Genomic DNA, 17,960 nt, shown 5'->3' with positions numbered 1-17,960 from the left:
ATGTGTATGCAACCTTTTTTTGGACAGGATCAAATGCGCCTTATTCATCCCTCAATTGAATGTGATTCTCCGACGATCCAGATCTGGTTCAACGGCACCCCGATTCCCGCCCAGCAGGGGGAAACCATCGCCGCCGCGCTGGCAAGAGCCGATCTGGTCAGCATTCGCCAGACTCAGAGCGGCGATCGTCGGGGGCTATACTGCGGCATGGGTGCCTGTTTCGAGTGCGTGGTGGAAGTCGACGGCTGTCCTGGGCAACGCAGTTGTATGACCAAAGTAGCGAACGGCATGCAGATCAGCAGTGCGCCGTCCACCCTTGACCAGCGCCAGGCGCTGAGCAATACGCCGTGCGAAAATGAACCGCCGCTGGAAACCTGTGATGTGCTGGTGGTGGGCGCGGGGCCTGCGGGGCTCTCCGCCGCGCTGGCCGCCGCACGCCAGGGGGCGAAAGTCTGTGTCCTCGACGAACGGGCGCAAAGCGGCGGGCAGTTCTATAAACCGCTGGCGCCATCGCACCGCTTTGTCCGCCGGGTGCCGGCGCAGTTCGCCAATGGACTCTCCCTCCTTACACAGTTGAAGGATGTTGGCGTTACCCTGTATCAGAACACTACCGTCTGGGGCGCCTTTGCAGCCGATGAAATCGCGGTGTTGATCGACGGTAAAGCGAGATTGTTTCGTCCCCGTAAACTGATCATCGCTGCCGGCGCCTATGAACGGCCGGTGCCCTTTCCCGGCTGGACCCTGCCGGGCGTCATGACCACCGGTGCGGCGCAAACTTTATCGCGGGCTTACCAGGTTATGCCCGGCCAGCGTATCGCGATCAGCGGCAATGGCCCGCTGAATCTACAGCTAGCGGCCGATCTGACCGCCGGCGGTGCCAGCGTGTGCGCGCTGTTGGAAACCGCCCCCCGGCCCGGCCTGAAAGACAGCGTACAGGCATTGAGGCTACTGAAAAATGCGCCGGACCTGATCGCCGAAGGGCAGAAATATATCGCGCGGCTGAAACTGGGCCGCGTACCGATGTACTGGGGGCAGACAGTGATTGCCGCACACGGCGCTGAACGGCTCGAGGCGATCACCGTTGCCCGGTTTGATCCGTCAGGCCAGGTCGTGCCCGGCAGCGAGCGGCGTATCGAGTGCGATGTGCTCTGCCTTGGCCACGGTTTTATTCCTTCCACCGAGCTGGCGCGCATGCTGGGCTGCGAGCAATACTTGCGCGACACCCCGTTCAGTACGCCGGCCATTAAAACCGATCCTGCCGGCGCCAGCAGCGTCGACGGGGTGTTCGTGGTGGGCGACGGCGCGGATCTGGGCGGCTCCCGCGTGGCGTTAGCCCGCGGCACGCTGGCCGGACTGGCCGCCGCCGCCGCGCTGGGGCTTGGCGACAATGCGCCCGCGCGGCGTCAGGCGGAAGCGAAGCTGCGGCGGGCGGAGGATTTTCAGCGCGCGCTGTGGCGTATTTACCAGGCGCCGCCGGTTAGTCTGTCCCATCTGCCCGACGACACGCTGATCTGCCGCTGTGAAAATATCACCCTTGGCGAGCTTCGCAACCAGATCAAACAGGGCTATGACACGCCCGGCATGCTAAAACGCAATACCCGGCTCGGTATGGGCCCCTGCCAGGGGCGCTACTGTTCCGGCGTCGCTGCCCGCTTAATCAGCGAAATGACCGGGCGCCAGCCCGACGTGGAAGGATTTTTCGCCCCCCGAGTGCCGGCCAAACCCGTTCCGATCGCCGCCCTAACGTTCGAAAAACCGGAATGGGGCGGCCACTTCCCGGCCATCACCCCCAACCTCGCCCGGCCGGTGGTCAGCGATACGCTGCCAGAACAATCTGTCGACATCCTGACCATCGGCGCCGGCGTGCTGGGCAATTGCCTGGGCTATTACCTGGCCAGTCAGGGCGCCGACGTTCTGGTGATCGACCGCGACGAGGCCAATATGCAGGCTTCAGGCGCCAATGCCGGCAGTCTGCACGTCCAATTATTGTCATTTGATTTCGGCCAGAAAGCGCAGGCCGGCGGCGGCCCGGCAGCCCAGACGCTGCCGCTCGGCCCACACGCCATCCGTCAGTGGCAAATGCTGGAAGCGTTGAGCGGCGAGTCGCTGGAGATCAAAATCACCGGCGGCCTGATGGTCGCGGACAGCGAACAAGGGCTGCGTTTCCTTGAGCAAAAAATCCGCATGGAGCGCAGCTACGGCATTGAAGCGGAACTGCTGGGCCAGGCGGATCTGCTGCGTCTTTCGCCGCACCTTGCGCCAACGCTGAAAGGGGCGGAATTCTGCCCGTTGGAGGGAAAAATCAACCCGTTGCGCGCCACCTATGTGGTTGGCCGTCTGGCTCGGCAACAGGGAGCGCGCTTCCAACGCGGCACCAACGTTTTGTCGATAGAAACGCTGCGCGAAGGCGGCTATCGCGTCACTACCAGCCGCGGCGTTATCCGCGCCCGGAGGCTGGTCAACGCCGCAGGCGCCTGGGCCGGCAGCATCGGTCAGATGGCCGGTATTAACGTTCCGGTACGCGGCGCACCGCTGCAGATGATCGTGACTGAACGGGCACCCAAAATGATCGACCACCTGATCGCCCATGCCGACCGCCATTTAAGCCTGAAACAGACCGTCAACGGCGGCCTGCTGATCGGCGGCGGCTGGAGCGCGGGCTTTTCCGCCGATATGCGCATGAATTACGCCCTGCGCCGCAGCATCGAAGGCAATTTATGGGTCGCCGCCAACGTGCTGCCACCGTTGCGCGGGCTGCATATGTTACGCAGTTGGGCCGGCATGAACGTCAACATCGACGGCGCGCCGATCATCGGCGAGGTGCCCGGCAAACCGGGCTTCTTCAACGCTGTGACCTCGAACGGCTACACGCTGGCGCCGATTGTCGCCCGCATCGTGGCCGATCTGATGACCCGCGGGCATACCGACATCGATATTTCCCCCTACCTTATTGAGCGTTTCAACTAAAGAGGCCGTATTGAATGAATGTGGATAAACAACGACTGGCAACTCTGATTGACGACGACTTCGCCGCCCAGGTCGATATGCTGAAAGCCCTGGTGCAGACGCCGTCGGATAATCCGCCGGGCGACTGCGCCCCGCATGCGGAACGTACGGCCCAGTTGCTGGAGGAAATGGGGTTCACGGTGGAACGCCATCAGGTGCCGGCGGACGTTGTGCAGGGTGCCGGCATGCGCAGTGCAACCAACCTGATTGTGCGCGAGCATTTCGGCGCCGGCCCGACTATCGCACTCAATGCGCACGGCGATGTGGTGCCGCCTGGCCAGGGCTGGAGCGTGGATCCCTACGGCGCGGAAATCCACGACGGCTGGCTGTATGGCCGGGGCGCAGCGGTATCCAAATCGGATATCACCACCTTCGCCTGCGCGTTGCGAGCGTTGAAACAGCTGGCCCCTCCCCTTGCCGGCTGCGTTGAGCTGCACGTGACCTACGATGAAGAAACCGGAGGCCAAACCGGCCCGGGCTGGATCCTCGATAACGGTAAAAGTAAGCCGGATTACGTGATCTGCGCGGCGCTGCCCTACCACGTAGTTACCGCGCACAACGGTTGCCTGCATCTGGAGATCACGGTGAAGGGCGTGTCAGCCCACGCGGCGATGCCGGACAGCGGCACCGATGCCATTGAGGCGGGCGTACAACTGCTGCAGGCGCTGTACGCCTATCGCGATAGTCTGGCGCAGCGCAGTTCAGCCATTCCCGGGATCGGTCATCCCACCATGGTGGTCGGCTTAATTAACGGCGGCATCAATACCAATGTGGTGGCTGATACGCTGACTCTGCGGCTAGACCGACGCATTATCCCGGAAGAATCCCCGGAAGAGGTTGAAGCAGAAATGCGCGCGCTAATCGCCCGCGTGGAGGAGACGCTGCCGCAGATCACGATTCAGGTGCGCCAAATCCTGCTGGCACGCCCGTTTACCCCGGTGGCGGGCAGCGATCGGCTGGCGGAGCTGGTATGCCGGGAAGCCGAAGCCGTGCTGGGCGAACCGATTCCGGTGGTCGGCCTGCCGCTCTATACCGATGCCCGCCTCTACAGCAGCGCCGGTATTCCCACCATCATGTATGGCGCCGGTCCACGCACGCTGCTCGAAGCGAATGCCCACCGCGCCGACGAACGCGTGCGGCTGGAAGATTTGCGTCTGGCCACGCATGTTGTGGCGAACAGCCTGTTCTCTCTGTTATCCGAAGGAGTATAAAGTGATAAAAATCAACAATCTTTGCAAATCTTACGGAGACTTTCAGGTGCTGAAGAACTGCTCCGTTCAGGTGAATACCGGCGAAGTCGTTGTTATTTGCGGCCCGTCCGGCTCCGGCAAATCGACGTTAATTAAATGCATCAACGCGCTGGAAACCTTTGATCAGGGCAATATCCAGATCGATGAGATGCAGCTGGGCGATAAAAATACCCATTTGCCGGAGCTGCGCCGTCAGGTCGGCATGGTGTTTCAGTCATTCGAACTGTTCCCACATCTGACCGTGATGGATAATTTGGTGATTCCGCAGAGAAAGATCTTAAAGCGCAATAAGGCGGCCGCGCTCTGCAAAGGCCAGGCGCTGCTGCGACGCGTCGGCCTGCTGGAGCACGCCGATAAATATCCGGAGCAACTGTCCGGCGGGCAACAGCAGCGCGTCGCCATCGCCCGAGCGCTGGCGATGGAGCCTCGCGCAATGCTATTTGACGAACCGACATCTGCGTTAGATCCGGAAATGGTGGCGGAGGTGCTCGCGGTGATGGCCGAACTGGCGCACGACGGGATGACCATGTTCTGCGTAACACATGAGCTGGGCTTCGCGCGAAAAATAGCCGATCGGATATTGTTTATGGATGCGGGAGAGATTGTTGAAGATACCGACGCCGAGCAATTCTTCCAGGCACCGAAGTCGCAGCGCGCGCGGGAATTTCTGCAGCAGGTGCTAACGCATTGAGGGAAGCCACTGCCAACCGATGGCGCCACCAGGCACACGCGGTGCGGAGCCAGCCTGGCGCTGGGGGGCGGATTGGATACGCGAGAATGGCAAACTGATTATCGGCTGCGGTGGTATGAACCGAACACAGGGGTCACAGGTTATAACTCGCACAGTCAACGAGATAGATAGGTTTACTGTGCCTTGGTCTGTAACCTATGTGCCAGGTTCATACACAGTTCGAACGCCTACTGAAGAAAATTAGCATCGAGACGGCGCTCAACACTGAAATAACTCACCGCCCAGGTTACGAAAACCAACCACATCAGGCTCTAATACCTGCAACGGCTACCCGGCACCACGGTTAATACCCAAAATCTCCCCTACAACGCCTTTTCCTTATTCAGCAGTTGCATCACCCGCTGGTGCTCGCCCGGTGCCAGGCGCTGGAACATGGGCAGCATGGCGGCGGCAACGTTACCCAGGGCTTCCACCAGCGCCAACACCCGCTCGTTCGGCGCCCGGCCAAGCGGCGTGACCACGCCAAAGTAATAGGGAATATCAATCTCCAGCTCGCGGATCGCCACCCCTTGCACCGGCAGGCCATAGGCCGTCACCGGTTCCAGAATGGCGATGCCCAGCCCGGCGCGCACACAGGCAAGAATATTGGCAGAGGAGTTGGTTTCAACGATCGTTTTTGGTCGGGTGCGGTGCTTTGCCAGCGCCTTATCGAAGCGGCGACGCAGACGCCAGGGGTTGTGCGGGGCAATCAGCGGGCGCGATGCCAAATCGCCCAGGCTAATCACCGCCTTGGCCGCCAGCGGATCGGCTTCCGGCAGCGCCAGCACGCAGCGCGCCTGGCCGATCCAGTGCAGGTTTACCGCATGGTGCTCCAGCGGCAGGCTACTGATGGCCAGATCGGCCTCGCCGGTGATCACGGCATGGGCGGTTTGTTCAGCCGAGTCGCTGAGGATCTGCACGCCCGCCGTCAGCGCCATCTGCGCCAACGCCCCCGGCAATAAACCGGAAGACATCGCCGGGGTGGCGGCAATCATTAGCGGTTTCTCCCCTGCCTGGCCGATCTCCTGCGCCCGCAGGCGAATCTGCTCCAGCGAAAGCAGCGCCTTTTCTACATACTGATGCAGCTTCAGCGCCTGTTCGGTGGGGTGAATGCGCGGGCCATTGCGCACAAACAACGGGTAGCCCAAAGAAGCTTCAAGATCCTGAATAAGCCTAGTCACCGCCGGTTGCGAACGGCCCAACACTCTGGCCGCCGCCGTCACGCTGCCGGCAGAGATCACGGTGGCGAACGCTTCCAGTTGGCGCAGATCCAGATCGTTTAGTGATGTCATGTTACTTCTTCTCCCCTGAGCGCCATCAGCGCTTGGGCGCGCTAAAACGCCCGATAATCCGCGGTTAACCAGCGATAATAAATCGCTGTTTGTGAATAAGCTAATGATTAATTATTATTAATCAATCACATCAAACACCAATTATAATCCATAAAAAACATAATAAGCATTCGCCTCTGGCGGCCTTCTCGGGCATGCTTACCGAAGGTTGCCGCTTAAACGGCCCCGCTCCATCGCGAAATACCGATCTGAAGGAGACACTGTTCGATGAGCAGTCATCACACCACTCTGAAGGCGCTTGAACAGCGGCTGGCAGACGATCTCAGCCTGCTGGAACTGCCGGCCAAACCCTGGATCCCGCCACGCCATTACCAGCAGCATGCGGTTCACGATGTGATCATCATCGGCGCCGGCATGTGCGGCCTCACCGCCGCCGCATCACTGCGCTTTCTCGGCGTGGACAACCTGCTGTGCCTTGATAAATCGCCAGCGGGATTAGAAGGGCCCTGGCTGAAGTTTGCCCGCATGGAAACGCTGCGCTCGCCAAAACAGCTCACCGGCCCGGCGCTGGGCCTGCCGGCACTCACCTTCCGCGCATGGTACCAAGCGCAATTCGGCAACGCCGCCTGGGAGGCGCTCGGGAAAATCCCCCGCACCCAATGGATGGACTACCTGGCCTGGTATCGCAAGGTGCTGCAATTGCCGGTGGTTAACCAGGTTGAGGTAACGGATATTCGATCCATTGAACCCGGCCTGTTTGCGCTGCACACACAGGATTTGGCGAACGGCGGCACACAGATTTATTACGCGCGGCGCGTGGTGCTGGCGAATGGCCGCGACGGCCTGGGCGGCCCTTACGTGCCGGGCATCGCCCACTCGGTGGATCAACGCTTCTGGGCGCACTCGGCCGATGATATCGATTTTACCCAACTCGCCGGTAAACACATTGCGGTGATCGGTGCAGGCGCTTCGGCAATGGACAACGCTGCCACCGCGCTGGAACTGGGGGCCGCCCAGGTGGATCTGTTTATTCGCCGTGGCGATATCCCACGCATTAATAAATTCACCGGCATCGCCAGCCAGGGTGTGGTGCACGGTTTCCAGGCGCTGGACGATCACTGGAAGTGGAAGTTCCTGCACCATACGTTAGCGGCACAGACCCCGCCGCCGCGTGATTCAACGTTGCGCGTTTCACGCCATCCAAACGGCCGGTTTTGGCTCAACAGCCCGGTTCTGTCGCTTAAGCAACAGGGCGAGCGCGTGCTGCTGGCAACGCCTTCCGGTACCCACGAACTGGATTTTGTGATTTTCGCCACCGGCTTTCGGGTTGATCTGGCCCAAAAGCCAGAATTGGCGCGCTTTGCTTCGGCCATCAAATTCTGGCAAGACGCCTTCACGCCACCCGCCGGTGAAGAACAAGGCGAACTGGCAACCTCCCCCTATCTGGGGGATGACTTTAGCTTCCAGGAGAAACAACCGGGCCAATGCCCTGCGTTGCACCGCATTTACTGCTTCAACTATCCCTCCACCCTCAGCCACGGCAAACTCTCCGGCGATATTCCGGCGGTGAGTGAAGGCGCGCGCCGCCTGGCGCAGGGGATTGTGCGCAGCATTTTTGTGGAAGACCGCGAAACCCACTTCGCCAACCTGGTGGCGTTTGATACGCCGGAGTTGTTAGGGGATGAATGGCAGGATGCAAACCATGAATAATCAGGGTGAAGCCCCACTCAACGTGGTGGATGCCGTGGCCGGCATTGCGCCCGGCTCTGCACTGCATGCAATACGCCGCGCCCGCCCGGAGTTTGTCGATGGCGTCGAAGCCTGCCGCGCTACTGTGCTGTGGCCCAAGAACGATCAAGGGCTCCCCAGCGCACTGCGCATCGCGCTGGCGCAACGCATAGCCCGGCTAAGCGGTAACCCGGCGCAGGCGGCGTTTTACCACACGCTCGCCCAGGGCGACGCCTATCAAGCGATCGCCAACGGCGGCTCGCCGTCGGCAGAAGACACCTGGCTGGCGGCCATCGTGCGCCATAGCGATCACGTTACCCTGCAGCCCAGGCACAGCACCGAGCAACACATTCACGCGCTGGCCGAAGCCGGCCTGAGCGCGCCGCAGATTGTCGCGCTAACGGAGCTGATAGCCTTTGTTAATTTCGAATCCCGCGTGATGGCGGGCCTACAGTTGCTGGGGGCGCTGTAATATGGCGAACAAGGCCGTAAAAGTCACGGTGAAAGCCCAGCACTGGGCGCCCTGGATCACGCCGGTTGACGTCGCGGAAGCCACGCCGGAACAGTTGGCGGCGATGCAGGTCACGCCGTCCAATACTAAAATCTCGCCCTACGTGCGCACCCTGGCGCACGATCCGGAATCCTACCTGGCGCGTACCCGCCTGTTTAACGCCATCATGTACTGCCGTGGCGGCCTGGGCCGCGATGAGCGGGAACTGGGCGCGTTGGTGGCCTCTGGCGTTAACGGCTGCGTCTACTGCGCATCCGTGCATGCCCGCCGCTATCTGGAGCTTTCCGGCCGGCAGGATGTGATCAACGCCTTATATACCCAAGGCTTTAGCGCCCGTTTTGCTCCGCGTCAGCAGGCAATTATCGATTTCTGCCGCGCACTTTCGCAAAGTGCCGATGCAGTTACCGCCGAACAGCTGCAGCCGTTGTTGGCCGCCGGCCTGAGCAAAGCGGAAATCGTCGATCTGATCCACGCCGCCGCCATTTTCGGCTGGGCCAACCGTTTGATGCATACGCTGGGCCACGCCACGCCCAGGTAGGCGCCGTTTTATTTCCGCATCAGTGATAAAAAAAGCGCAACGGCCGGAATGGCGGTTGCGCTTTTGGCTGTGCCGTTGCACGCCGGCTCAGCGGCGGTTGCGCAGGTAACGCCAGCCAGGCGTCAGCAGGATAAACACCGAAAGCGCGATCAGCAGCCAGGAAAGCGGCGTATTGACCAACGCCACAGGATCGCCGCCTGAAATGGTCAGCGCCAGGTTCAACTGGGTTTCGGCAATCGGCCCAAGCATCACCCCCAGAATAATCGGTGCGCTGGGATAGCCCAATTTCTCAAGGAAATACGCCACAATGCCAATGCCGAAGAACAACCACAGATCAAACTCGGCGTTATTGACCGCATAGACCCCCACGGTGATAAACAGCATGATCACCGGTGCCAACAACACGGTCGGCAGGCGCAGCGCCTGGCCAAAAATACGCGTGGCGGTCAACCCGCCCACCAGCACCAACATCAGGGCAGAAATCAGCATTTGCAGCATAAAACCGTAGACCACGTCGGGGTGATCCTGAAACAACTGCGGGCCAGGGCGCAGCCCCTGCACCAGTAGGCCGCCAAGGATCACCGCCGCCACCCCGGAACCGGGAATGCCCAGCGTCAGCGCCGGGATCAGTGAAGAGGCGTTATCCGCGCCGTTGCCCGCTTCCGATGCCGCAACGCCGCGCGGGTTGCCATAGCCAAAGCTTTCCGGGTCTTTATCGCGGCGCTTGGCATCGTTATACGCCAGATAGCAAGACATGCTGCCGCCCGCGCCGGGCAAGATACCGATGATGATGCCAATCACCGAGCTGCGCAGCCACACCGGCAGAAACTCACGCCACTTCGCCAGCACCGAGCCCTGTTTGCGCAGATGCAGCAGGTGCGAAGACATGCCTTTCAGCGTTACCTTCTCCAGCATGTGGATCACCGGCGGGAAAGCGAACAGCGCCGTCAGCAGCACCACCAGATCCAGCCCTTCCGCCAGTTCCAATCTGCCAAACGTGTAGCGCTCGTCACCGGTGGAGATATCCTGCCCGATGGTGCCAATCACCAGCCCGATAATCGCGGCAATCAGCCCTTTCAGGAAATCGTTGCCCAATAGCGAGGTGACGGTCGCCAGGCCAAGGATCGACACCCAGAAATACTCCGCCGGGCCAAATACCAGGCTGACCTTCGCCAGCCCCGGCGCAAATAAGATCAGTGAAATCGCCGAAAGCACACTGCCCACCACGCCGGAGACTACCGCTACCTGCAGCGCATAGGCCGCCTTGCCCTGCTGGGTCAGCGCGTAGCCATCCAGCGTGGTGGCGACGGATGCCGGCGTGCCGGGGATACGCAACAAAATCGCCGGTATGGCGCCGCCGTAGCTGCCGCCGTTGTACATCCCCGCCATCATGCCAAGCGCAAACAGCGGCTCAATGCCAAAGGTGAGCGGGATCAGCACCGCAATACCGGTCGTCACGGTCAGGCCGGGCAACGCCCCAACCACCAGGCCGGCCACCGTGCCCAGCAGCACCGCCAGCAGGTTCATCGGGGCCAGCACGAGTGGCAAGGCGTTAATCAGCGCATCGATCACAATAGGCCCCCCAGGAACGACGCCACAATGCCCTGCGGCAACGGGCGCTCCAGCAGCACGTTAAACACCAGCCAGATAAACACGATGGTGCCGCCGATCACCCACAGCAGTTGTTTCCAGTCGCGATAACCGGCCAGCAACGGCAGCACCAGGCCAAACAGCAGGCTGGCGGCGATATACCCCACCCAGTCCATCAGCAACAGATAGAGGAACACCAGCACAAAGCCCATCAGCACGCGGCCCGGCGCCTGAAACAAGCGTGCCGCCTGCGCGGCGGGCAAACGGCGCAGCGCCAGGAAAGATTTAACGCTGAGCACCACGCCGCAAATACCAAGCAGCACCGCCAGCGCGCGTGGGAAAGTGGCACTGGCCGCGCTGAAATGGCCGGCCTCAACATACAGCCAAATGGCTAACGCCACCCAGAGGATGGCGAACAGCAACTCAACCCGAGCCTTGCGGGGGTTAAAACTTAACGCCATGGCGTGATTTTCCAGGTTTCGGCCAGGTCAGTGTTAATACGGGCGATTAACGCGCTGTAGCTTTTGGCATCCAGGTAGTTCAGCGGCATTTCGGCTTTTTGCGCGGCCGCCAGGTAGTCCGGATCGTTAACCACATCGTGCAGCGCTTTTTCCAACCTGGCGACAATCGCCGGCGGTGTGCCCTTCGGCGTAGCGATTCCCCGAGAGGCGCCGGCGATCAGATCGATATGCTGCTCACGGAAAGTAGGCACATCTTTCACATAGTCCGAGCGCTGTTCGGCCATCACGCCGAGGATACGTATCTGCCCTTCACGCGCCAGTTGCAGCGCTTCGCTCAGGTTCATGGTCGCCGCCGGCACATGGTTCCCCAACACCGCCTGTTTTACCGGCGCGGTGCTGCCGAAGAACGCGGCTTTCAATTCAACGCCCGCCAGGCGGTTAAGGTTGAGCAACGCCACATGTTCAGAAGAGCCGGCCGCGCCAGACGTGCCGATCACCAGCTTGCCGGGCGCTTGCTTGCCGGCGTCGATAAACTGCTGCAGCGTTTGATACGGGCTCTTGCTATTCACCACCAGAATGGCCGGATCGTAAACAATATTGGCGATCGGCTGGAAATCATCCATGGTGTATTTGGCTTTCCCCTCCACCACCAGTGAATTGGTGGCTGGCGGGTTGATCATACCGATGGTGTAGCCATCCGGCTTGCTGCGCGCCAGCGCTGTCCAGCCGATTTCGCCGCCCGCGCCGGGTTTGTTGATCACCGCCACGCGCGCGCCGTCCGCCAGGTGTTTTTCCAGGTAATGCGCAATGGTGCGCGCCGCGATGTCGGTGCCGCCGCCCGGCGCAAAGGCGACAATCATCTGGATCGGTTTATCAGGGTAGCTGGCATCCGCCGCAGCAAAACTCGCGTGGAACATGGCAGCACCTGCCATTAAGCCGTATAAGCCAGAGCATAACTTCTTCATGATTTCCCCTCGATTTTGCTGCAACGCCGTGGTTACCGGTGCCATCGCCAGCCTGGCACAGGTTAAATATCGCTATGATTTGTATATAAAAAAAATAAAAAAACGCGCTATGTGTTGCAAAATCATGCGGTAATTCATTCACCATGTACAGGCACATTTTTTTATAAAATTATGCTTTTTTATTATTAATAAACCGCATCAATGAAGTTTAACAATACTTTTTATGCATAATTGAAGGCGTCGATAGGCTAACCGATGAAGTCTAGCCAGCCAAGGCAATGCATTGACAGCGGCAGGGCCATGCTGGCGGGGCAAATCGATTTGATTGCTGGCAGAGTGAGGGAAAGGACCAGGCCGCCGGTCAGCGCACGGCCTGGCGCGCGCTTAATGGGCGCCGTTGGCGGCCCACCAGGCCAGCAGTTGCAGGCTGGAGGAGTAGTAATCATCCCCCTGGGAGAGTTGATCGCTGATGGCGCCGGTATTTGCCATGGTGAAATCGCGAATCGCCAGTTGGCCCGGCGACATCATGTAATTGGCCTTGGCGCCACTCAACACGTTAACCCAGGCCGGGGTGGCATTACGCGGGGTTTGCTGCCAGAACTGAATATAGGGCGCCAGCGCCGCTTGCCCAGGGTGCGCCCAGCGCAGATAAAGTGGGATGCGAATAGCATCGTAACTGAACAGCGCCGGCCACTTGCTGGCGGGCGCCAGTGTGCCGTCGGCATTGAGCGTGACCCAATCGGAAGGCAACCGGTATTGGCCAAACGTCATTTTCCCAAGCATCGCCAGCGCGCTGGTGTCCAGATCCTTCCACACCTTCAAATGGCTGTGTTGATAAAACGCCTGCCACGCAGGGAAAAGGAAGTAGGAAGGGTTAACGGTAATCGACGTGGTTTGGTTAAAACCACTTAACCCAGGCAGCATCACGGTATAACCGGCGTATTTTATTACCGTATGTTTGATCAGCGCCGCCTGCAGCTTCTCGGAAGCCTGGGTATAGCGGGTATCATGCCATTTGTCGCCGGCCAGCAGCAGCGCCCATGCCATCAGCGTATCACCGTCGGAAGCGGTATTCTTATCCGCCACCTTGGGCACGCTGTTGGGATCATAACGCCAGGAATACATCCCTACGTCGCTGCGAAACAGGTTGGCGTTTGACCACTGCCACAGTTTATCAAAGGTTTGCCGATCGTTATTGAACACCGCCAGCAACATGCTGAACCCCTGCCCTTCGGTATGGCTGACGTTTTTATTCGCCGTATCAACGATACGTCCATCAGCCATTAGGAAACGCTGTTTGTAGGTTGACCAACCGTTGCCTTGGGCCAGCGCCGCTGTGGAAAACAGCGCCAGCACCAACAGACTGATAGCCCTTATCGACCGCATAAACATTCCTTACAATCCATTTTGGTAACGGAAGATAAACGCGCCTTCCGCCGAATTATTCACCCAGCGCAGCGGCACCGTGGGGTGCCCGCCCTGGGACAGCAGCCATTCAGCGTACATGCCTTCAAGCAGTGAGATCAACGCCACGCGCCACAACTCATCGTCCTGCCCCTGGGGGGAAGGCGGCCACGCCAGGTGCACCAGCGTGAGCTGTTGCTGGCTGGCTTCGATGGTTAACACGCCCCAGTCAAAGCGGCCGAGGATGGCATTCATATTGTCTTCCAATTCCCCCAGCGAACGCGAAAACGGCAGCGGGTGCTGGCCGGCCAAATTCTTGCCGACCAGGTTGAGAAAGCGCCGGCCGTCTTCATCATCCGAAGAGGACAGAATACCGGAAAACAAGGCCTGGGTAAGGACTTGCCAACCGGAGACGGCCTGCTGACGATGGCGATAATATTCCTGTTCGAGCTGTGTATAACGGTGTTCTTGCATATTCCCCACCAGCAATCAGTTGTCGCCCATCAAATAGCGGAAGTAAACCTGCGCTTTGCTTTCATTGTAGTCGCCGAAGGTATCGTAGCTGACCTGGCCGCCAATGCGCATGTTCCTGTTCAGATGATAATTGCCGCCAACCCCCAGATTCCAGCCAATGCCGTTCTGGGTTGCGCCCGCGTAGTAGGCTTCGGTGGCGTAACCGGCCGCCACCAGATTTTCGAGCTCGCTCTGCATATCCGGGTTGTTCGGATAATAGGCGCTGCGGTCCTGCGTATACGATTGGTAACCCACCGCACCGCTAAGCTTCAGATCCCAGTTGCTGTATTGCTGGGTATATTCCACCGGGAACGACACGCTAACGTAGTTCTGCGGGCTGAAATAGCCCCCCTGGCCGTAGCTGTAGTAACTGAGGTTTTTATCGAAGTTGAGGTAACCGACGTTAATGCCGGTTTTCAGCTCGCGGTCATCCTCGCGGTATGGGCGAATATACAGGCCGGCGTTGGCATTGACCGAGCTATTGCTGGCGACGTTGTTGCCCAAATAGCTGTAATAGCCGGCGCCGGCATAGAACCCGGCGTCGCCGTCATCATAGGACAGGTTCAGGCTGCCGCCGTTTTTGGTAACCTGGCCCCAGGTATCGCCGCTGTAGGTATCTTTGGTACCCACGTAAGACAGGTAGCTGTCGGTAACCATCCGCCGCTCGGCGGTGGCGGTCAGCGTAGTGTAGTCCGTCAGCTTCGGCGACCACTGGACGCCCCCCACCAGCGTGTTGAGATCCTGGCCCAGCGGTGTGCTGCCGATATCCGCCCGGTAATTGTCACCGGACAGCGCCAGGTTCAGCTCAACGCCGGTAGTGCTTTGCCCGCCGGCATCAGGTGCGGAATAGGTGGTTGGATCCATACCGCTGATAGCGCTATAGGCATCGCACTGCGTGTCTGATGCGGTTTGTGAACTGCTGCTACAACTGCTGCTATAGGCTCTGGTGGCTGCGGTTTGCAACGCCGACAGCGTATCCCCCGAAATCCCCAGCGTGCTCGCATATCCTTCGGCATCTTCTTTTGCATACTGTGCCTGGGCAAGCGCCCCCTGCCCAAAACGCGTGTTGCCGGTGCCGGATGGGTTGCCGGCATTCAGAGAAACCGGCGTCGCCGTCAGGCTTAAGCGCGAGGTTTCGAACGGCACAAACGAGAAGGTCATCGGTGCTTTGGCTTCCGTCAACTGGCTGAGGCCGCTTTCGCCATCGCGCCCACGCACCGACAGATCGCCCTGTACCCACGTGGCCGTTTTGTCCCGCAGGCGATCGAGCATGGTGTCGATCTGCTGCTCCGTCGCACTGCGCTGCGCCACCGCGGTAGGCACGCTGCCGGCCTGCAATGCCGCCGCGCCGGAAGAAAGCTGATCGGACTGCTGCCATGGCATTACCGTACCGTAAACCGACTGCGTCGCCGGCCGGTTGCCGCGCGTTGTGCGATTGACGAACGGATTGTCGGCCATCTGCAGGCCGGCAATTTGCAATGAGCCTTCCCCGCCATCCAGGCCAATCATTTTTCCTTTGGCGGAGCGCAACAGCGCCTGCGCCTGCTGGTGATCGCCCTTCGCTTCCGCCACCCTGGCCGCCAGTAGCAGACGATCCGGCGTGCGCGGGCCAGTTAACCCTTGCATCAGCGTATCCGCCCGCTGGGTATCCCCTTCAGCCAACGCGATATTGATCGCCCCCATACGCGCATCCTGCCCCGGGGTGTCATTGTTCATCAGGTAGGTATAGACCTGATTCGCCTGTTGATTCATTTTGCCCGACTGATAAAGGCGCGCCATTGCCAGCATCATATCGCGGTTTTGCGGATCGGCCTGTAGCGCCACCACCAGCCGATCGTAAGCTTCGGCATATTGGCCCTGCTCGCGCAGCCGATCGGCTTCGTTGATCACAAAGCCGTTGCGGATATCCGCCAGCACCGTTGAGGAGGTCGAAGACTGAATCTGCGGATCCTGTAAGAAGGCCAGCGCTTCATTGCTCAGGCCGGCTTCATTGAGCACCGCGACCTGATCGGCATAGTCGCCGGCATTGCCTTTCACCCCGGCCTGCATGCTCTGGCGCACCAGTTGCACCGCCAGCGGCAGTTGCCCGGTCGCGGCCAGTTTCTTCGCCAGTGCGCCCACATCGGCCGGCGCAGCCGGTGGGTTTTGCGCCAGCGCGCGCAGCGTATTGGCGGCGGCAACACTGTTGCCCTGTTGCAGATAGGCATCGGCGGCGGCCATCTGCTGGTTGAAATTGGCACGCTGGTTCAGCTCACGCATAGCCGCCGTCTGGCTGCCCGATGGGATGCGCGCCATCAACGCACGGGTATAAGGCCAATTTTGTTTTTCCGAGGCAAACAGCGCGGCGGCGTACAAATCGGTAGTGCCGGCTCCCGGGCGTTCCAGCGGCAGCATCAGCGCCTGAGCCTGCGCGGTTTGCCCCTGTTGTTGCAGGATGCGCGCCATATCCAGCCGCACCCAGACGTTGCCGGGCTGGCGCGCCTGCGCCTGTTGCAGCAAGCTCAGGGCACGCTGCGGCTCGCCATTAGCCACCGCCTGGGCCGCCTGGCGGCGCAGCGGTTCAATGGCATCCACCACCGGCGGCGCCTGCAACCGGCTGCGCAATTCCGCCGGCAACGTTTGCAACACCTGATCGGCCTGCGCCGTTTTGTTCTGCTGGCGCAGCACGTAATACAACCCAGCGCGGGCATTCTGGTTGCTGCCCAGCGCGCTGTATTGCTGCTCAGCCGCGGCCAGATCCCCTTTGCTGCGCAGAATATCGGCACGCAGCAGCGCGGCAGACACGCCCTTGTCATCACTGCCTTGCGCCAGCGGCGTCACGGCAGCCAGCGCGGCGTCATAGTTACCGCGGTCCGCGCTCGCTTTGGCGTTAGCCAACTGCGCATAGAAGGCGGCGTCTTCCGCCTGGCTTTTCAGCTGTTCGCTATTCGCGCCGCCCTGCTGAGCTGCACGTGACAGGTAGTCGGCGGCCTGGGCAAAATCGCCGCTGCGCTGGGCGATATACCCTAGGCCGGCCAGCGCATCCTGATCGTTCGGGTTGCCGGCCAGCACGCTGTTAAACTGGCTTTTCGCTGCGTTGACATCGCCGCTGTTTAGCGCCGTGAACCCCTGGTTTTTGGCGGCGCCGCCGATGTTCTTCTGGAAATATCCCATCACCGCCGTATCATTCGGGTGGCGCGCCTGGTACTCCTGATAGACATCGCGATCGCTTTCCTGTGGGGCCTGCCACAGCAATGCCTGGCGCAAAGCGCGATCGGCCTCGGGGCTGTCGGCCGCCATGCCGTTCAGCAAGGCAATCCCCTGGCGGCGCGTGGTTTCCTGATAGGTCATGATCTTGCCCAACGCCAGGCGCGCTTCGGCATCGCCCGGGCGCTGGGCAACCCGTTGTTCCAGGCTGGCTATCGACTGCGGCAACAGTTTTTTATCCCCCGCCATGGTGAGGTAATATTCGGTCGCCAGGCTGTCCAAAGGGGTATCGCCGTTGAAAATCACGCGGTAAGCAGCCAGCGCGCCGGTAATGTTGCCCTGCGCCGCCATCTGGCGCGCCGAGGCAAGCTGCGAAGGCGGCACCGCGCGCAGCGTCTTGGCGTTCCCCAGTTCAATCAGCAACGGATCTTGCGGCGACACCTTCGCCAACCGCTCACGCCACTGGGTCGCCGCCGCCGTATTGCCGCTTTGCAGCGAATACAGCGCCATCAGATACAGCGCCCGGCTGTTGTTCGGATCGACCAACAGCACTTTCTGCAAGGCGTCTTTCGCTAATTCATCGTGCGCCCGCGCGTGCCAGTACTCCGCCTGCTCAAACAGCGCCCTCATCACCGGGTTGGGCGCATCCGCCGCCTGGGCCGGCATGGCGCCCGCAAGGATCCCTGCGCTACCGACCAGGTACAGCACCCTGAGTATTGCCAAAGACAGCGTTGTTCTTTTCATTTTCTACCCCGGGAATCGCCAGGCTGCTTAATAGGTAATGCG

13 protein-coding genes are annotated in these 17,960 nt (G+C 60.4%); 6 read left to right on the top strand and 7 right to left on the bottom strand.

Annotated features, from left to right (window positions below):
- The first annotated feature begins 33 nt into the window (after window positions 1–33).
- Genes ACN28Q_RS17625 through ACN28Q_RS17615 form a run of 3 tightly spaced genes read left to right on the top strand, consistent with a single transcriptional unit; the run spans window position 34 to window position 4,947 of the window.
- Window positions 34–2,967 (top strand): FAD-dependent oxidoreductase, encoded by a 2,934-nt coding sequence (locus tag ACN28Q_RS17625; protein ID WP_095847531.1) that lies wholly within the window; start codon window positions 34–36, stop codon window positions 2,965–2,967.
- A 14-nt stretch (window positions 2,968–2,981) separates the two neighbouring features.
- Entirely contained in the window at window positions 2,982–4,217 is a 1,236-nt protein-coding gene (locus tag ACN28Q_RS17620; RefSeq protein ID WP_095847530.1) for a M20/M25/M40 family metallo-hydrolase, read from the top strand.
- Between the two features lies 1 nt (window position 4,218).
- On the top strand, window positions 4,219–4,947 hold the full coding sequence (locus ACN28Q_RS17615) for an amino acid ABC transporter ATP-binding protein (protein ID WP_183096712.1): 729 nt from the start codon (window positions 4,219–4,221) through the stop codon (window positions 4,945–4,947).
- 362 nt (window positions 4,948–5,309) lie between these two features.
- Here ACN28Q_RS17615 and ACN28Q_RS17610 read toward each other — a convergent pair whose 3' ends face one another.
- Window positions 5,310–6,278, bottom strand: a complete 969-nt coding sequence (locus ACN28Q_RS17610) for a LysR family transcriptional regulator (protein WP_095847528.1) — start codon at window positions 6,276–6,278, stop codon at window positions 5,310–5,312.
- 267 nt (window positions 6,279–6,545) lie between these two features.
- Here ACN28Q_RS17610 and ACN28Q_RS17605 point away from each other — a divergent pair, with 267 nt between their 5' ends.
- From ACN28Q_RS17605 to ACN28Q_RS17595, 3 genes are read left to right on the top strand one after another with little or no spacing between them, the layout of a single operon-like run.
- The gene (locus ACN28Q_RS17605) at window positions 6,546–7,988 is read left to right on the top strand and encodes an NAD(P)-binding domain-containing protein (protein ID WP_095847527.1); all 1,443 of its coding nucleotides are present in this window, start codon (window positions 6,546–6,548) and stop codon (window positions 7,986–7,988) included.
- Window positions 7,981–8,478: a CMD domain-containing protein gene (locus ACN28Q_RS17600; protein ID WP_183096711.1), complete on the top strand. Its 498-nt coding sequence runs from the start codon at window positions 7,981–7,983 to the stop codon at window positions 8,476–8,478. Before ACN28Q_RS17605 ends, ACN28Q_RS17600 begins: the two co-directional genes overlap by 8 nt.
- A gap of 1 nt (window position 8,479) precedes the next feature.
- Window positions 8,480–9,055, top strand: coding sequence for a peroxidase-related enzyme (locus ACN28Q_RS17595; RefSeq protein WP_095847526.1), 576 nt, complete (start codon window positions 8,480–8,482; stop codon window positions 9,053–9,055).
- 87 nt (window positions 9,056–9,142) lie between these two features.
- Here the strand turns inward: ACN28Q_RS17595 and ACN28Q_RS17590 are convergent, their stop codons facing one another.
- From ACN28Q_RS17590 to ACN28Q_RS17565, 6 genes are all read right to left on the bottom strand, one after another.
- Window positions 9,143–10,627, bottom strand: coding sequence for a tripartite tricarboxylate transporter permease (locus tag ACN28Q_RS17590; protein ID WP_095847525.1), 1,485 nt, complete (start codon window positions 10,625–10,627; stop codon window positions 9,143–9,145).
- The gene (locus ACN28Q_RS17585) at window positions 10,624–11,106 is read right to left on the bottom strand and encodes a tripartite tricarboxylate transporter TctB family protein (RefSeq protein ID WP_095847524.1); all 483 of its coding nucleotides are present in this window, start codon (window positions 11,104–11,106) and stop codon (window positions 10,624–10,626) included. The genes ACN28Q_RS17590 and ACN28Q_RS17585 overlap by 4 nt, the downstream gene beginning before the upstream one ends.
- Window positions 11,097–12,023, bottom strand: coding sequence for a tripartite tricarboxylate transporter substrate binding protein (locus tag ACN28Q_RS17580; protein WP_230469551.1), 927 nt, complete (start codon window positions 12,021–12,023; stop codon window positions 11,097–11,099). The genes ACN28Q_RS17585 and ACN28Q_RS17580 overlap by 10 nt, the downstream gene beginning before the upstream one ends.
- Window positions 12,024–12,455: 432 nt before the next feature.
- Window positions 12,456–13,463, bottom strand: a complete 1,008-nt coding sequence (locus ACN28Q_RS17575) for a family 8 glycosyl hydrolase (RefSeq protein ID WP_413541220.1) — start codon at window positions 13,461–13,463, stop codon at window positions 12,456–12,458.
- A gap of 3 nt (window positions 13,464–13,466) precedes the next feature.
- The gene (gene bcsD / locus ACN28Q_RS17570) at window positions 13,467–13,949 is read right to left on the bottom strand and encodes a cellulose biosynthesis protein BcsD (RefSeq protein WP_095847522.1); all 483 of its coding nucleotides are present in this window, start codon (window positions 13,947–13,949) and stop codon (window positions 13,467–13,469) included.
- Between the two features lie 15 nt (window positions 13,950–13,964).
- The gene (locus ACN28Q_RS17565; protein ID WP_095847521.1) at window positions 13,965–17,918 is read right to left on the bottom strand and encodes a cellulose biosynthesis protein BcsC; all 3,954 of its coding nucleotides are present in this window, start codon (window positions 17,916–17,918) and stop codon (window positions 13,965–13,967) included.
- Between the last annotated feature and the right edge of the window lie 42 nt (window positions 17,919–17,960).

It is taken from the genome of Gibbsiella quercinecans (assembly GCF_002291425.1).
Taxonomy (GTDB): domain Bacteria; phylum Pseudomonadota; class Gammaproteobacteria; order Enterobacterales; family Enterobacteriaceae; genus Gibbsiella; species Gibbsiella quercinecans.
This window is presented reverse-complemented; position numbering and strand designations above follow the sequence as displayed.

Excerpts from the sequence above, each read along its gene's own strand:
- ACN28Q_RS17625 (WP_095847531.1), top strand. The coding sequence starts at position 34 with ATGCGCCTTATTCATCCCTCAATTGAATGTGATTCTCCGACGATCCAG.
- ACN28Q_RS17620 (WP_095847530.1), top strand. The coding sequence starts at position 2,982 with ATGAATGTGGATAAACAACGACTGGCAACTCTGATTGACGACGACTTC.
- ACN28Q_RS17610 (WP_095847528.1), bottom strand. The coding sequence starts at position 6,278 with ATGACATCACTAAACGATCTGGATCTGCGCCAACTGGAAGCGTTCGCC.
- ACN28Q_RS17605 (WP_095847527.1), top strand. The coding sequence starts at position 6,546 with ATGAGCAGTCATCACACCACTCTGAAGGCGCTTGAACAGCGGCTGGCA.
- ACN28Q_RS17600 (WP_183096711.1), top strand. The coding sequence starts at position 7,981 with ATGAATAATCAGGGTGAAGCCCCACTCAACGTGGTGGATGCCGTGGCC.
- ACN28Q_RS17595 (WP_095847526.1), top strand. The coding sequence starts at position 8,480 with ATGGCGAACAAGGCCGTAAAAGTCACGGTGAAAGCCCAGCACTGGGCG.
- ACN28Q_RS17585 (WP_095847524.1), bottom strand. The coding sequence starts at position 11,106 with ATGGCGTTAAGTTTTAACCCCCGCAAGGCTCGGGTTGAGTTGCTGTTC.
- ACN28Q_RS17580 (WP_230469551.1), bottom strand. The coding sequence starts at position 12,023 with ATGTTCCACGCGAGTTTTGCTGCGGCGGATGCCAGCTACCCTGATAAA.
- ACN28Q_RS17575 (WP_413541220.1), bottom strand. The coding sequence starts at position 13,463 with ATGTTTATGCGGTCGATAAGGGCTATCAGTCTGTTGGTGCTGGCGCTG.
- bcsD (WP_095847522.1), bottom strand. The coding sequence starts at position 13,949 with ATGCAAGAACACCGTTATACACAGCTCGAACAGGAATATTATCGCCAT.
- ACN28Q_RS17565 (WP_095847521.1), bottom strand. The coding sequence starts at position 17,918 with ATGAAAAGAACAACGCTGTCTTTGGCAATACTCAGGGTGCTGTACCTG.